The following is a 14,753-nucleotide window of genomic DNA, read 5'->3' as shown; positions in this document are numbered from 1 at the left end:
TCCAACCTGTAAGAGCAGCGCAGCGGAGCGCTGAAAAAAGACGTCGGACGCGGAGACCAAGACGATGGCCGGGGCCCACACCAAGAACCACGACTACCACCTCGTCGATCCGAGCCCGTGGCCGATCGTCGGCGCGACGAGCGCGACGACGATGGCGATCGGCGCCGTGATGTGGATGAAGGCGATGACGCTGGGGGGGATGAAGCTCGGCCCGCTCCTCTTCGGCGTCGGTCTGCTCGGCGTGCTCTACACCATGCTCGCCTGGTGGATGGACGTGGTGCGCGAGGCCGAGCGCGAGGGCCACCACACCCGCGTCGTCCAGATCCACCACCGCTACGGCATGCTGATGTTCATCGCCTCCGAGGTGATGTTCTTCGTCGCCTGGTTCTGGGCCTATTTCGACGCCAGCCTCTATGCCGGCGAGGCGATCAACTACACCCGCCAGGAGTTCACCGGCGGCACCTGGCCGCCCAAGGGCATCGCGACCCTCGATCCCTGGCAACTGCCGCTGCTCAACACGCTGATCCTGCTGACGTCGGGCACGACCGTGACCTGGGCGCACCACGCGCTGATCCATGGCGACCGCAAGGGCCTCAAGCATGGACTGTGGCTCACCATCGGCCTCGGCGTCGTGTTCACGTCCGTCCAGGTCTACGAATACATCCATGCGAGCTTTGCGTTCAGCGGCCACATCTACGGTTCGACCTTCTACATGGCGACCGGCTTCCACGGCTTCCACGTGCTGATCGGCACGATCTTCCTGGCGATCTGCCTGTACCGGGCCTATCTCGGCCATTTCAAGCCGGAGCAGCATCTCGGATTCGAGTTCGCCGCCTGGTACTGGCACTTCGTCGACGTGGTCTGGCTGTTCCTGTTCGCCGCGATCTATGTCTGGGGCGCGGGCCCCGCGCATTGAGGCGCGGCCCGGCAGCGCGGCGCGGCGAGGCAATCCGGGAGCCGCGGCGCTCCACGCCCTTCCGGACCGCCTCGTCGCCGCGCTCCCCGCAATGACGCCTTTCGAAAGGCGGCCACCGCGGCCGCCTTCTCGCTTTCAGGAGGCTGTCGTGGCCCACCAGCATTCGCCCTCGCCCTTCAGGGTCGGCATGGCCGGCCGCTGCCCGCGCTGCGGCGAGGGCGGGCTGTTCGAGGGCTTCCTGAAGATCCGCCCGCGCTGCGATGTCTGCGGGCTCGATTTCGGCTTCGCCGATTCGGCCGACGGCCCGGCGGTGTTCATCATGCTGATCGCGGGCTTCGCCGTGCTCGGCGCGGCGCTCTACGTGGAGATCGCCTATGAGCCGCCGATCTGGCTGCATCTGGCGATCTGGCTGCCGCTCTCGGTCGTCGTCTGCCTCGCCATGCTGCGGCCGATGAAGGGGCTCGCGGTCGCGCTGCAATACGCCAACAAGGCCGAGGAAGGCAGGCTCGACAAAAGATGAGCGACGTCGCCACCACCAATGCCTCTCCCGGCCGCCCCCGCCTGCTCCGGCCGGCGCTGCTGACCGTCATCGGCGTCGCCGTGCTGTGTATGCTCGGCGGCTGGCAGTTGATGCGCATGAGCGAAAAACGCATCTTCATCGACCGCTTGCAGGCGCAGGCCGCAAGCGCACCGGCTGCGATGCCGGCTGCGGCGACCTGGGCCGGACTCGACACTGCCGCGCTCGATCTGACCCGCGCGCAGGCGCGCGGCGTCTTCATCGAATCCGGTTTCGCCGGCGTCCGCACCACCATCGCCTCCGGCGGGCCGGGCACGCGCCAGCTTGCGGGCTTCGGGCGCTGGATCTTTCAGGGCTTTCGCCTCGAGGATGGCGGCGTGGTGCTGGTCAATCGCGGCTTCGTGCCCGAAAACCGGCTCGGGCAGATCGCGCCCGCCACCGGCCCGGCGACGATCACCGGCTATCTGCGCGCGCCGGAAACGCGCGGCTCCTTCACGCCCGCCGACCTGCCGGCCCAGCGCGAGTTCTACACGCGCGATCCCGTCGCGATCGCGGCCTCGCTCGGCATCGGCCCGGCCGCCGCCTTTTATCTCGAAGCCGAGCGGGTCGGCGACGGCATGACCCCGCCGGCCGGGGTCGATGCCAAGGAACTGATCGCGCGCATCCCGGACAACCACCTGTCCTATGCGCTGACCTGGTTCGGCCTGGCGCTGACGCTGATCGGCGTGTTCGGGGCGTGGGCCTGGCAGGGGCGGCGCGAGCAGCAGAGATTCGAGAGCACCGACCAATAACGCGATCAGCAATATCGCGAGGGGGACCGCAAAGGGCGGCCCCCCCCCTTTTCAGGAACTAGCCGAATCGGCGGCCAGCTACTTTCAGAGACCGCGTCCAGCGGCAACTGATCGATCTTAGGGGTTAGTGATAATTCACTCCGCTCCCAGCCCAATCAGGTTCAGAGCCAGGCGAACGCGCATTCGCGAATCCGGGGTTGAATCCGAATTCAGGCGGCCATGGAGACCACCCCCGTCTCTTCAACGCGCAAAAAGCTATCACGCGGAGAAAGGAAGATAAATTGCCCTGATCGATCTTATATTAAAGTGCAACCGCTCTTTTTGCGGAAAGCAACGGCAGGACTTATAGCACCCGTGAGATCAGAGGATCATCACGCCGTGCTGCATATTTCCACCCGTGGGGAAGCCCCTGCCCTGTCCTTCTCCGACGCGCTGCTGGCGGGGCTTGCCCGCGATGGCGGGCTCTACGTGCCGAAGAACTTTCCGCGGCTCGGCGCCGACGAGATCGCGGGTTTTGCCGGCAAGCCCTACGCGCAGGTGGCGGAGCGCGTGCTAGGCGCGCTGAGCGACGGCGACATCGAGGGCGAGGCGCTGTCGGGGATGATCGCGCAGGCCTATGCGAGCTTCCGGCATCCGGCCGTCTGCCCGCTGACGCAGTTGGGCGACAACCTCTTCGTGCTCGAACTCTTCCACGGCCCGACGCTCGCCTTCAAGGATGTGGCGATGCAGTTGCTCGGGCGGCTGATGGACCATGTCCTCGAGCTGCGCGGCGAGCGCGCCACCATCGTCGGCGCGACCTCCGGCGACACCGGCGGGGCCGCGATCGACGCGTTCAAGGGGCTGTCCCGCGTCGATGTCTTCATCCTCTATCCGCAGGGCCGCGTCTCCGACGTGCAGCGCCGGCAGATGACCACGGTCGAGGCCGACAACGTCCACGCGATCGCGATAGACGGCACTTTCGACGACTGCCAGAACCTGCTCAAGGCGCTGTTCAACCACCACGCCTTCCGCGACGAGATCGGCCTGTCGGGCGTCAACTCGATCAACTGGGCCCGGATCGCGGCGCAGGTGGTGTATTATTTCACGTCCGCCGTGGCGCTCGGCGCGCCGCGCCGAAAAGTCTCCTTCGCCGTGCCGACCGGCAATTTCGGCGACGTGCTGGCGGGCCATGTGGCCAAGCGGATGGGATTGCCGGTCGAGCGGCTTTTGATCGGCACCAACAGCAACGACATCCTGGCGCGCACGCTGGCCGACGGCGTCTACGAGATGCGCGGCGTGCACGCCACGACCTCGCCCTCGATGGACATCCAGATCTCGTCGAATTTCGAGCGGCTGCTGTTCGAGGCGCATGGCCGCGACGGCGCCGCGATCCGCCGGCTGATGGACGGGCTGAGGCAATCGGGCCGCTTCGAGATCGCGCCCGAGCCGCTCGCCCGCATCCGCGCCGAATTCGACGCGACCGCGATCGACGAGCAACAAGTCGCGGCCGAGATCGGCGCGACCTGGCGCGAGGCCGGCCACCTGCTCGATCCGCATACGGCGATCGGCGTCGCCGCCGCCCGCGAGGGGCTGGCGCGCGACCCGGCGACGCCGATGATCGTGCTCGGCACCGCCCATCCGGCGAAGTTCCCGGCTGCGGTCGAAGCCGCGAGCGGCGTCTCGCCCGCGCTGCCGGCCCATCTCGCCGACCTGATGGAGCGCGAGGAGCGTTTCACGCCGATGCCGAACGACCAGGCGACCCTGGAGAATTTCATCCGCGAGCGTGCCCGCGCCGTGCGGGGAGCCGCGGCATGAGCGCGGATATGAATGATTTTGGCGACGAGATCGACATCGCCGCGCCGCATGCCGGCGAGCACGACCCCGATGTCGGGCTGACCACGCTGCCGTCGGGCCTGCGCATCGTCTCGCAGCGCATGGACCATGCCGCGACCGTCTCGCTCGGCATCTGGGTCGGCGCAGGCTCGCGCGACGAACTGCCCCATGAGCACGGGCTCGCCCACCTGCTCGAGCACATGGCTTTCAAGGGCACGGCCCGGCGCAACGCGCTGGAGATCGCCGAGGAGATCGAGAGCGTCGGCGGGGACCTCAACGCCGCGACCAGCGTCGAATACACCTGCTACACCGCCCGCGTGCTGGGCGAGGACCTCGAACTCGCGGTCGATATCCTGGCCGACATCTTGACCTCGCCGGCTTTGACCGAGGAAGAGCTCAGGCGCGAGAAGGGCGTGATCCTGCAGGAGATCAGCGCCGTTCAGGATACGCCCGACGACCTGGTCTATGACCGCTTCCTGCAGGCCGCGTTCCCCGGCCAGCCGCTCGGACGGCCGATCCTCGGCACCGCCAAGACCGTGAAGAGCTTCACGCCGGACGCGATCCGGGCCTATCTCGCGCGGCACTACCACGCCGGCAACATGGTGCTGGCGGCATCCGGCGCGGTCGGTCACGAGACGCTGGTGGCGCTGGCGAAGCGGCATCTCTCGGGCCTCCCGGCGCGGCCGACCGAGACGGCCGATCGCGAGGGAGGCCGTTATCTCGGCGGCGAGGCGCGCATCAGGAGCGACGAGGAGCAGGTCCATCTCGTGCTCGGCTTTCCGGGCCAGCCCTTCAGCAAGGGCGCGCATTATCCGCTGCAGATCTTCTCCTCGGTCCTCGGCGGCGGGCTGTCGTCGCGGCTGTTCCAGGAGGTTCGCGAGAAGCGCGGCCTGGCTTACGCGGTCGACGCCTTCCACTGGCCCTTCTCCGATTGCGGCGTCTTCGGCATCAGCGCCGGCACCGCGCCGGAGGACGCAGCCGAGCTGATCCACGTCTCGCTCGCCTGCCTGCGTCAGGCGGCCGAGGACGTCAGCGAGGCCGAGGTGGCCCGCGCCCGGGCGCAGATGAAGGTCGGGCTGCTCGCCTCGCTGGAGAGCCCCGGCGGAAAGCTGGAGCAGATGGCCCGGCAGGCGCTGATCTTCGGCCGGGCGATCCGGCGCGAGGAACTGGCGGCGCGGCTCGACGCGGTGACGCTGGAGGACGTGCGCGCGGCGGGGCGCTCCCTGCTCGGCCACCAGCCGACGATCGCGGCGGTCGGCCCGCTCAGGGGCCTGCCGCCGGCGAAGGGGCTCAAGCACGCCGCGCGCGCCGTGGACTGACGCCATGGCGCTGTTCCGCTTCGCCACCGATCCGCCCTCGCGCCCGCTGATCCGGACGCGGAACCTCGTCCTGCGCGCCCCGGCCGCGACCGACTACGCCGCCTGGGCCGTGCTGCGCATGGAAAGCCGCGCGTTCCTGACTCCGTGGGAGCCGGTCTGGAACGAGGACGATCTGACCCGCGCCTCGTTCCGGCTGCGGGTGAAGCGCGCCGTCCGCGAGATCGCGACCGACGAGGCCTATTCGCTGTTCATCGTCGACCAGCGTTCGCAGGCGCTGCTCGGCGGGCTGACGCTCGGCCTCGTCCGCCGCGGCGTCGCCCAGGCCTGCACGCTCGGCTACTGGATGGGCCAGCGCCATGCCGGCAAGGGCCATATGACCGAGGCCGTGAGCGGCGCGCTGCATTTCGCCTTCGACGACCTCGCCTTGCACCGGGTCGAGGCTGCCTGCCTGCCCGCCAACGAGCCGTCGCGGCGGTTGCTTGAGCGTGTCGGCTTCCATCGCGAGGGTATGGCGCGGGCCTATCTGCGCATCAACGGCGACTGGGCCGATCACCTGCTCTATGCGGCCCTGTCGAGCGACAGGCTGCCGGGCGGCTCCGGGTGAGCCGGCGCAGGGCGCTTTCCCGCGCGGGCCGTGCCTTGCCCTCGCCATGAGCCGTCGCTAGGAGTGATCGCTCAATTGCGAATGATCGTTCCCCGTCCTAGCCCAGAGCCGCGCTTGTCCATTCCCGACCGACTTCTCCGGTTTGGCCGCGCCGCCGCCGGCGTGCTGCTCTGGCTTGTCGCGGCAGCGATGCCCGCGCTCGCCGTCGAGGCCGTGCGGGTGCCGGTCGATTCCTCGGTGCTCGACCTGACCAACGTCGTCGAGCGCAACAAATCCGACGGCGACGTCATCCAGATCTCGACCGCGCCTGGGCCGGACGGGATCGTGCGCCGCATCGCGGTCAGGGCGCGCGAATCCGGGGCGAGGCCGGACTGGATCGTCTTCGCGCTGACCAACGATTCCGACGAGCAGATCGACCGGCTTCTGGTCGCACCGTTCCACCGGCTGATCGGCTCCGGCGTGATCTGGCCCGATCTCGGCGACCGGCGCATCGAGGCCGTGACCGCGAGCCAGGGCCTAGGCCCCGAGCGGGAGGAGACCCCGGACGCCGACGTCTTCCTGATCACGCTCGACCCCGGCGCGACGGTGACCTTCGTCGCCGAGCTGAAATCGCCGAACCTGCCGCAGCTCTATCTCTACGACCAGGAAACCTACCGGCAGAAGACCAACGGGCTGACGCTTTACAAAGGCATCATCATCGGCATCGCAGGCCTTCTGGCGCTGTTCCTGACCATCATCTTCGTGGTCAAGGGCGCGGTTATCTTCCCGGCGGCGGCCGCGCTCGCCTGGGCGGTGCTGGCCTATGCGGGGCTGGATTTCGGCTTCTTCCAGCGCATCTTCCCCCTGACGCCGGCGATCGAGCGGATCTACCGCGCCGGCGCCGAGGTCACGCTGGCGGCGACGCTGCTCGTCTTCCTCTTCGCCTATCTGAACCTGTCGCGCTGGCATGTGCGCTACAGCCACGTCACCATCGTCTGGATGCTGGGTCTCGCCGGTCTCGTCGGACTCGCCGTCTTCGACGCGCCGATGGCGTCCGGCATCGCGCGCATCTCGATCGCGGCGGTGGCGGCGGTCGGTTTCGTCCTGATCCTGCATCTGGCAACGCATGGCTACGAGCGCGCCGTGATGCTGATCCCGACCTGGTTCCTGCTCGCGGTCTGGGTCACGGCGGCCGGCTTCACCGTGACCGGGCAGTTCACGCGCGACCTCGTCGCGCCGGCGCTGCTCGGAGGGCTCGTGCTGATCGTGCTGCTGATCGGATTCACCGTGATCCAGCACGCCTTCGCCGGCGGGGGGCTGTCGCAGGGGCTGGTCTCCGAGACCGAGCGGCGGGCGCTGGCGCTGGCCGGTTCGGGCGACCTCGTCTTCGACTGGGACGTGAGCGCCGACAAGATCTTCGTCTCGCCGCAGATCGAGGCGCTGCTCGGCCTGAGCCGCGGGGCGCTCGAAGGCTCGGCGGCGCGCTGGCTCGAGCACATGCATGTCGCCGACCGCGACCGCTACCGCGTCACGCTCGACGCCGTGCTGGAGCAGCGCCGGGGCAAGCTCAACCTCGATGCGCGACTGCGCGCCGCCAGCGGCGCCTATCACTGGTTCAACGTCAAGGCGCGGCCGGTGATCGGCTCCGACGGCGAGGTCATCCGTGTCATCGGCACATTGTCGGACGTGACCGAGCAGCGCACCGCGCAGGAGCGGCTGCTGCACGACGCCGTGCACGACAACCTGACGGGGCTGCCCAACCGCAAGCTCTTCCAGGACAGGCTGACCGCCGTGTTCGGCTTCTGCCGCGCCGACGACAACATCCGCCCCACCGTGATCGTGATCGACATCGACCGCTTCAAGCAGGTCAACGAATCGGTCGGCTTCTCGGCCGGCGATTCGATCCTGCTGACGCTGGCGCGCAGGCTCGGCCGGCTGCTGCGGGCGCAGGACACGCTCGCCCGCATCGGCGGTGACACCTTCGCGATGATCCTGGTCTCGGAGCGCGATCCCGAGCGGATTCTCGCGCTGGCGGAGCTGGTGCGGCGCGCCATCTCGACGCCGATCACGCTGTCGGAGCGCGAGATCTTCCTGACGCCCTCGATCGGTCTGGCGCTGTTCGACCCCGCGCCGGCCGCGCGGAAGGACGACTCGCTCAAGAACGCCGAGCTCGCCATGGCCCATGCCAAGCGTCAGGGCGGCAACAAGATCGAGGTCTTCGTGCCGGCGATGCGGACCGACCGCAACGACCGCCTCGCGCTGGAGAGCGACCTCAGGCGCGCGATCGAGCGCGGCGAGATCCAGGTGATGTACCAGCCGATCGTCAGGCTGGAGGACCGCACCATCGCCGGATTCGAGGCGCTGGTGCGCTGGGACCATCCGCGCGAGGGCCGGCTTATGCCGCAGGATTTCCTCGCCATCGCGGAGGAGACCGGGCTGATCGTCGATCTCGGCGTCTATGTGATGGACCGCACCGCGCGCGAGCTGGAGGCCTGGCAGGCGGCGCTGGAGGTCGATCCGCCTATCTTCGCCAGCGTCAACGTGTCCTCGCGCCAGCTCCTGCGCCACGATCTGCTGCACGACGTGAAGACGGTGCTCGGCCGCAGGCGGGTGCTGCCCGGCACGCTGAAGCTCGAGATCACCGAGAGCCTGGTGATGGAGAACCCGGAATACGCCGCCCAGATGCTGCACCGCATCCGCGACCTCGGGGCGGGCCTGTCGCTCGACGATTTCGGCACCGGCTATTCCTCGCTGTCCTATCTGCAGCGCTTCCCCTTCGACACGATCAAGGTCGACCAGAGCTTCGTGCGCCAGATGGGCAACGGCAAGCCGCCGGTGATCCTGCGCTCGATCGTCCAGCTCGCCGCCGACCTGCGGATGGACGTGGTGGCGGAAGGAGCCGAGAGCGAGTCCGACGCGATCGAACTCTACCAGCTCGGCTGCCACTACGCGCAGGGCTATATCTTCGGCAAGCCGATGACGGCCGCGGAAGCGCGCCGGCTCGTCGGCGCGAGCGCGGCGGCGACGGAAGCCGCGTGAATCTCCGTCGCATGCGACCCTCGGGTCGCCGGATCGGCATCAGAGCTGCGATTCGACCGGAAGACAGCCGATCAGGAACGCCGCAAGCCGGCGATAGAGGCTCGCGGCCGGCTCGCGGCCTGCCGACCCGCCCCAGCGGAGCCGGCCGGCGCGCAAGGTCACGGCGAAGGCGGAGTCCGGCCCGGTCTGCTCGCGGAAATGGCGGTCGATCTCGCAAGCCAGTTCGCGATCATGCACGACGACGCCCATCTCGGTGTTGAGAGAGCGCGAGCGCGGATCGAAATTGAACGAACCGACGAAGGCGATCCCGCGATCGACCGTGAAGGCCTTGGTGTGCAGGCTCGCGCCCTTGGAGCCGAAGAGCGAGCCGCGCTCGCGGGTGCGCTCCGGACGCAGTTCGTAAAGCGCGACGCCCTGCCGCAACAGCGGCCTGCGATAACCGGCATAGGCGCCGTGCACGGCCACGACATCCGTCGCCGCCAGCGAGTTGGTCAGCACCGAGACCCTGACGCCGCGGGCGGTGAGCCGCGCGAGCGTCGCCAGCCCCTCCTCGCCGGGGATGAAATAGGGCGAGATGATCGCGAGTTCGCCGCGGGCGGATTCGACGAGGTGGTTGATGCGCGTCGCGAGCCGGTTGCCGTTGTCGCCGCCCAGCGCCTTGCGCGCCTTGTCCGACAGCACCTCGACCTCCGCGACCCAGCGCAAACCCTCGCGCGGGAACAGGTCCGCTTCGCCGGCCTGCTCCGGCAGGCGGGCGGCGTAAGGGCCGGCCTTGCGCGACGTGGCCAGCGTCTCGTGGCGGGCGCGGACCTCGCCAAGGCTTGTCCGAAGCCGGCGACGAAACAGGGCGTTGATCGGGATCGCCATCGCGCTGTTCCAGAACTCGTCGAAGATCGCCTGCGCCGGCGCCAAAGCCTCGCCGACCAGCAAGAGATCCATGTCGTGGAAATTCGCGTCGGCCGCGGCGTCGAAATAGGCGTCGCCGATATTGCGTCCGCCGATGATGGCGATGCGGCCGTCGGCGATCCAGGCCTTGTTGTGCATGCGCCGCGTCGCGGTGACGAAGCGCGCCAGCAATTCGAGGCCGCGCCTGAAACCGCTGCTGCGGTTGCGGCTCGGATTGAACAGGCGGATCTCGATGTTGGGATGCGTGTCGACGGCGCGGTAGAGACGGTTGCGGCCGCGCGTGCTGATGTCGTCGATGAGCATGCGCACGCGCACCCCGCGATCGGCGGCGGCGATCACCTCGCGCATCAGAAGGCCGCCAGTCAGGTCGTCGAGCCAGTAGTAATACTGCAGGTCGAGGCTGCGGCCGGCCTGGCGGGCGGAGGCGGCGCGCAGCGCGAAAGCCTGGAGATTGTCCGCCAGCAGCCCGACGCCGGACAGGCCCGCCCGCTCGCGCAGCAGCGGCGCCACCGCGTGGTCGATCGCGGTTTCGTCATCGCCGGGCGGCAGGGCATGAGCCGGCGGACCGCTGGCGCGGCGTGCCAAGCGGCCATAAGAGGACACACAGGCGAGCGCGACGGCGGTCAGCGCCACAAGGACGGCAAGACCAATCAGCCATGACATCTGGACAGCAATCACCCCCTCTTGCGTCTCATCAATTCCGTTCGAGGCAAATCGTTCAATTCCCGCCAGGCAAACCGAACCGGGCCGATGGCATGCGCGTTGAATGTCGGTCCGGTTCGCCCATCGCCGGCGGATGCTTTCCGGCGGGTCGAGCAGTACGAGGTCCTGAGCGTGTCTGACGACTGGAAGGCGCGCTGGCGCATGGGGTTCCGGCGCGAGGCGGCGCTGGACATCGACGGCAGGCCGCTGGGGCGGATCAGGCGGCTACGCGCCCTGCGCGCGGGCGGCTGGAGCCGCGAGCGCCTGCACGCATCGCGGCAGGCCGAGCCGCGGACGGGCACGGAGCTGCTGTTCGCCTCCTACAACATCCACAAGGCCGTCGGCCGCGACCGCCGCTTCGACCCGGACCGGATCGTCGCGGTGCTGAAGGAGATCGACGCCGACATCGTCGCGCTGCAGGAGGCGGACCAGCGCTTCGGGACGCGCGCCGGGCTGCTCGAACTCGAGACCCTGCTGCGGGAGACGGGTCTGAGGCCGGTGCGCGTCCACGAAACCGGGCCGCGCCATGGCTGGCACGGCAATGTCGTGCTGATCCGCGAGGGAAAAGCCACGGCGACGACGCAGATCGTCCTGCCGGGGCTGGAGCCGCGCGGCGCGCTGATCGTCGATCTCGACCTCGACCGCGGCTCTGTCCGCGTCGTCGCTGTGCACCTTGGCCTCTTGCGGCGCTCGCGCTCGCGCCAGATCGAGAAGCTGATGACCGCGGCCCAGGAGGGCGAGACGCGGCCGATCGTGATGATGGGCGATTTCAACGAATGGCGCATCGGCCGGCGCTCCAGCCTGCGCGGCCTCGCCTCGCATTTCGGGCCGATGCAGGCCTCGATCCCGAGCTTCCCGGCGCGCTTCCCGATGCTGGCGCTCGACCGCATCGTGACCTATCCGCCGGAGCTGATCGCGACGGTGACGCTGCACGACACGCCGCTGGCGCGCATCGCGTCGGATCATCTGCCGATCAAGGCGCGGATCGAGCTGCCGGCGGCGGACTAGCGTGACATAGCGTCCGTTCTGAAACTCGCTCCGGTGAGTCGGCTGGCGTGGCTTTCGAGAACCGGAGCGGAGCGGACTTATTGTCCGTGAGCACCGGAAGCGCGGAATGCGGCGTCAGACGGCCGCCGGAGTAGAGCTTGAGGACGGGCGCTCAGGCATGGCCGGCCTCGCGTGACAGGAAGGCCGGATCGATGCCGATCTTGCCGAGCGCGCGGTGATATTTGGTCTCGACGCCGTCGTCGAAGAGCAGGGCCGGGTCCGCGGCGCAGTGCAGCCAGCCGTTCGACTGGATCTCCGATTCGAGCTGGCCCGCGCCCCAGCCGGCATAGCCCAGCGCCAGCACCGCGTTCTCGGGGCCGCTGCCCACGGCGATGGCGCGCAGGATGTCGAGCGTCGCGGTCAGGCAGATGCCGTCGTCGATCGGCAGCGTCGCCGATTCCAGGAAGAAGTCCGCCGTGTGCAGCACGAAGCCGCGCTTTGTCTCGACCGGACCGCCGCGCAGCACCCGGATGCGCTCGGCCTGGCTCGGCAGGCGAATCAGTTCCTCGGACGGGATGACGTCGAGCTGGACCAGGAGATCGGGAAACTTCGTGTCCGAGGCCGGTTTGTTGACGATGATCCCCATCGCGCCGTCCTCGGAATGGGCGCAGACATAGACGACGCTGCGGCTGAAGCGCGTATCCGCCATGCCGGGCATCGCGATCAGGCACTGCCCGTCGAGATAGCTGCGGCCGTTGACGCGCTGGTTCGAACCGATCTTCATGGGGTCATGCTAGAGCATATCCGGCAGCCATGGGAACTGGGCCACGCGTCCCAATTTCGGCCATGCTGCGCATGTATGCGCCTGGTCCGGATCGGGCGCGGCGCGGCTTCACGCGATCATTAGGCCGCCGCGACGGGTTTATGTCGCAATTTTCATGGAAACAGCCTAGATCATCAGCGTGAAGCGCTTATCTGCCCTCGCCTTCGGCGCGCTCGCCGCGCTTGCCGCGCCCGCCTCCGCGCAGGAGGCGGCGACCTCGTCGTGGTCGAGGAGCGAATTCGCCTCGCTTCGCCTGATCGCCGGAGCGACCGCGCCGTCCGGCAAGCAGCGCGTCGGCGTCGAGATCGTGACCAGGCCGGGCTTCAGGACCTATTGGCGCAATCCCGGCGATTTCGGCGCGCCCCCCGTGTTCGACTGGAGCGGCTCGACCAATATCGGCGGGCTCGACGTGCGCTGGCCGGCGCCCGAGCGGTTCCAGGACGGGACCGGCTATTCGGTGGGCTATGTCGGCGAGGTCGTGATCCCGGTCTCGGTGCAGCCGGTCGATCCGACAAAGCCCGTCATGCTGGTGCTGAAGCTCGACTATGCGGTCTGCGAGACGATCTGCGCCCAGGCCAAGGGCGAGGCAAGGCTCTGGCTCGAACCCGGCGTCACCTCCGTCAGCGCGGCGCGGCTCGAGCTCTACGAAGCGCGGGTGCCGGTCCGGATCAAGCCCGGCCCGCAGAAGGACAGGCTGGCGCTGATCGAGGCGAAGCTCGACGAGACGCAGCAGGACGCCTCCCTGCGCCTCGTCCTGCGCGCGCCGCCGGAGGGCAAGGTCGAGGACGTCTTCGTCGAGGGGCCGGGCATGTGGTCCTTCGGCAAGCCGAAATTCACGGCCCAGCCGGACGGCGCGACGGTGGCGCTGATCCGGATCAACGACCGGCCCAAGGGCGCGGCCGGCCCGGTGCCGTTCATCGTGACGCTGCGCGGCCAGCCCGGCGCCGTCGAGACCCGTCTGGACCTCGACATCCCGGCGGGCAAGCCCTAATCCGTCAGGCCGGGCGGCACGCTGCCGCGGGCTTCACGGAGAACGGCGCAATGACCATCAAGGTGGGTGACAAGCTTCCGCAGGCGACCTTTCGGGTCATGACGGCGGACGGCCCGGCGGCCAAGACCACCGACGACCTGTTCAAGGGCAAGACGATCGTGCTCTTCGCCGTTCCCGGCGCCTTCACGCCGACCTGCCACAAGAACCACCTGCCGGGCTTCGTCGCCAAGGCCGACGAGATCAAGGGCAAGGGCGTCGAGGCGATCATGGTGACGAGCACCAACGACGTCTTCGTCATGGACGCCTGGGCCAAGGCGAGCGGCGGGGCCGGCGTGATCGAATTCCTCTCCGACGGCAACGCCGATTTCGCCAAGGAGATCGGCCTCTCGCTCGACGGTTCCGGCTTCGGCCTCGGCACGCGCTCGCAGCGCTACTCGATGATCGTCGAGGACGGCGTGGTGAAGGCGCTGAACGTCGAGGATGCGCCCGGCAAGGCCGACGTCTCCGGGGCCGAGGCGCTGCTCAGGCAGCTCTGACAAGCGCCACCGCGTCATTGCGAGGAGCACAGCGACGAAGCAGTCAAGGTGGCGCTCTACTCCCCCCTGGATTGCTTCGCTTCGCTCGCAAGGACGGTCAGGGCAACGCGCGCTGATCGATCCCAGTGTCGTTCATCATGAGACAGGCCGCGGCCTGAACGATAGCCTGCCGCGACAGCAGGAGCTTGCCGCATGCCCGAGACCATGATCCGTCCGCTCGCCCCCTCCGACCGCGCCGCGTGGGATCCGCTCTGGCAGGGCTATCTCACCTTCTACAAGGCCTCGCTCTCTCCCGAGATCACCGACGCGACCTTCGCGCGGCTGACAAGCGGGGCCGAGCCGATGGGCGGGTTCGTCGCCGAGCGCGACGGGCGGATGCTCGGCATCGTCCACTGGGTCGTCCACCGCACGACCTGGAGCCGGAACGACATCTGCTACCTGCAGGACCTGTTCACGGTCGAGGAGGCGCGCGGCACGGGCGCGGGCCGCGCCCTGATCGAGGCGGTGCGGCAGATGGCGGGGACGAAGGGCTGCTTCCGCGTCTACTGGCAGACGCATGAGTCGAACCTGCAGGCGCAGGCGCTCTACGACAAGGTCGCGGATAAATCGGGGTTCATCGTGTACCGGCAGGCGCTGAGGTGAGCAAGCGCTGTTCATAGGGCGTCTCGCGACGCCGAGCGGATGTATCGACGGCAGCGCGGAGGAGCGCGAACCGATCTCGCTTTTTCGGCCGCGGATGTGGGAATCCGCGGCTTAGCACTACTTTGGCAGATTTTTAGAGTTGAGTCGTCGGCGGCAGTGGGGACATCGTGTTGATGGTGGCCGTTCGAG

13 protein-coding genes are annotated in these 14,753 nt (G+C 68.6%); 11 read left to right on the top strand and 2 right to left on the bottom strand.

Annotated elements, in window-relative coordinates; translation table 11 throughout:
- Positions 1-64 precede the first annotated feature (64 nt).
- From AC1RRW_RS21785 to AC1RRW_RS21755, 7 genes are all read left to right on the top strand, one after another.
- Positions 65-916: a cytochrome c oxidase subunit 3 gene (locus AC1RRW_RS21785; protein ID WP_492903745.1), complete on the top strand. Its 852-nt coding sequence runs from the start codon at positions 65-67 to the stop codon at positions 914-916.
- Between the two features lie 187 nt (positions 917-1,103).
- Positions 1,104-1,436 (top strand): DUF983 domain-containing protein, encoded by a 333-nt coding sequence (locus AC1RRW_RS21780; RefSeq protein WP_492903779.1) that lies wholly within the window; start codon positions 1,104-1,106, stop codon positions 1,434-1,436.
- Positions 1,433-2,224: an SURF1 family protein gene (locus AC1RRW_RS21775; RefSeq protein ID WP_492903743.1), complete on the top strand. Its 792-nt coding sequence runs from the start codon at positions 1,433-1,435 to the stop codon at positions 2,222-2,224. The genes AC1RRW_RS21780 and AC1RRW_RS21775 overlap by 4 nt, the downstream gene beginning before the upstream one ends.
- 378 nt (positions 2,225-2,602) lie before the next feature.
- On the top strand, positions 2,603-4,018 hold the full coding sequence (gene thrC / locus AC1RRW_RS21770; RefSeq protein ID WP_492903741.1) for a threonine synthase: 1,416 nt from the start codon (positions 2,603-2,605) through the stop codon (positions 4,016-4,018).
- 8 nt (positions 4,019-4,026) lie between these two features.
- Positions 4,027-5,355 (top strand): M16 family metallopeptidase, encoded by a 1,329-nt coding sequence (locus AC1RRW_RS21765; protein ID WP_492903777.1) that lies wholly within the window; start codon positions 4,027-4,029, stop codon positions 5,353-5,355.
- 4 nt (positions 5,356-5,359) lie between these two features.
- Positions 5,360-5,959 (top strand): GNAT family N-acetyltransferase, encoded by a 600-nt coding sequence (locus tag AC1RRW_RS21760; protein WP_492903739.1) that lies wholly within the window; start codon positions 5,360-5,362, stop codon positions 5,957-5,959.
- A 189-nt stretch (positions 5,960-6,148) separates the two neighbouring features.
- Positions 6,149-8,977 carry an EAL domain-containing protein gene (locus AC1RRW_RS21755; RefSeq protein WP_492903775.1) on the top strand — a complete coding sequence of 943 codons (2,829 nt, stop codon included), beginning with the start codon at positions 6,149-6,151 and terminating at the stop codon, positions 8,975-8,977.
- Between the two features lie 39 nt (positions 8,978-9,016).
- On the opposite strand, the gene AC1RRW_RS21750 is transcribed toward AC1RRW_RS21755, so the two are convergent.
- On the bottom strand, positions 9,017-10,546 hold the full coding sequence (locus AC1RRW_RS21750) for a phospholipase D family protein (protein WP_492903738.1): 1,530 nt from the start codon (positions 10,544-10,546) through the stop codon (positions 9,017-9,019).
- A 171-nt stretch (positions 10,547-10,717) separates the two neighbouring features.
- Between AC1RRW_RS21750 and AC1RRW_RS21745 the strand changes: the two genes are divergently transcribed.
- Positions 10,718-11,593 carry an endonuclease/exonuclease/phosphatase family protein gene (locus tag AC1RRW_RS21745; protein WP_492903736.1) on the top strand — a complete coding sequence of 292 codons (876 nt, stop codon included), beginning with the start codon at positions 10,718-10,720 and terminating at the stop codon, positions 11,591-11,593.
- Positions 11,594-11,744: 151 nt separating this feature from the next.
- Here AC1RRW_RS21745 and AC1RRW_RS21740 read toward each other — a convergent pair whose 3' ends face one another.
- Positions 11,745-12,356 carry a YqgE/AlgH family protein gene (locus tag AC1RRW_RS21740; RefSeq protein ID WP_492903734.1) on the bottom strand — a complete coding sequence of 204 codons (612 nt, stop codon included), beginning with the start codon at positions 12,354-12,356 and terminating at the stop codon, positions 11,745-11,747.
- Positions 12,357-12,534: 178 nt separating this feature from the next.
- On the opposite strand from AC1RRW_RS21740, the gene AC1RRW_RS21735 reads away from it, so the two are divergent.
- From AC1RRW_RS21735 to AC1RRW_RS21725, 3 genes are all read left to right on the top strand, one after another.
- Complete coding sequence (locus AC1RRW_RS21735; protein ID WP_492903732.1) at positions 12,535-13,386, top strand: protein-disulfide reductase DsbD domain-containing protein; 852 nt, start codon at positions 12,535-12,537, stop codon at positions 13,384-13,386.
- A gap of 50 nt (positions 13,387-13,436) precedes the next feature.
- Positions 13,437-13,922, top strand: coding sequence for a peroxiredoxin (locus tag AC1RRW_RS21730; protein ID WP_492903730.1), 486 nt, complete (start codon positions 13,437-13,439; stop codon positions 13,920-13,922).
- A 192-nt stretch (positions 13,923-14,114) separates the two neighbouring features.
- Positions 14,115-14,564 carry a GNAT family N-acetyltransferase gene (locus AC1RRW_RS21725; protein ID WP_492903728.1) on the top strand — a complete coding sequence of 150 codons (450 nt, stop codon included), beginning with the start codon at positions 14,115-14,117 and terminating at the stop codon, positions 14,562-14,564.
- Positions 14,565-14,753 lie beyond the last annotated feature (189 nt).

The organism is Allobosea sp. GW821-FHT12C12 (assembly GCF_058807355.1).
Note: the sequence above shows the minus strand (reverse complement) of the source record. Positions and strands in the feature narration are given on the sequence as shown.

Excerpts from the sequence above, each read along its gene's own strand:
- AC1RRW_RS21785 (WP_492903745.1), top strand. The coding sequence starts at position 65 with ATGGCCGGGGCCCACACCAAGAACCACGACTACCACCTCGTCGATCCG.
- AC1RRW_RS21765 (WP_492903777.1), top strand. The coding sequence starts at position 4,027 with ATGAATGATTTTGGCGACGAGATCGACATCGCCGCGCCGCATGCCGGC.
- AC1RRW_RS21755 (WP_492903775.1), top strand. The coding sequence starts at position 6,149 with ATGCCCGCGCTCGCCGTCGAGGCCGTGCGGGTGCCGGTCGATTCCTCG.
- AC1RRW_RS21725 (WP_492903728.1), top strand. The coding sequence starts at position 14,115 with ATGCCCGAGACCATGATCCGTCCGCTCGCCCCCTCCGACCGCGCCGCG.
- AC1RRW_RS21775 (WP_492903743.1), top strand. The coding sequence starts at position 1,433 with ATGAGCGACGTCGCCACCACCAATGCCTCTCCCGGCCGCCCCCGCCTG.
- AC1RRW_RS21750 (WP_492903738.1), bottom strand. The coding sequence starts at position 10,546 with ATGTCATGGCTGATTGGTCTTGCCGTCCTTGTGGCGCTGACCGCCGTC.
- AC1RRW_RS21780 (WP_492903779.1), top strand. The coding sequence starts at position 1,104 with ATGGCCGGCCGCTGCCCGCGCTGCGGCGAGGGCGGGCTGTTCGAGGGC.
- AC1RRW_RS21760 (WP_492903739.1), top strand. The coding sequence starts at position 5,360 with ATGGCGCTGTTCCGCTTCGCCACCGATCCGCCCTCGCGCCCGCTGATC.
- AC1RRW_RS21730 (WP_492903730.1), top strand. The coding sequence starts at position 13,437 with ATGACCATCAAGGTGGGTGACAAGCTTCCGCAGGCGACCTTTCGGGTC.
- AC1RRW_RS21740 (WP_492903734.1), bottom strand. The coding sequence starts at position 12,356 with ATGAAGATCGGTTCGAACCAGCGCGTCAACGGCCGCAGCTATCTCGAC.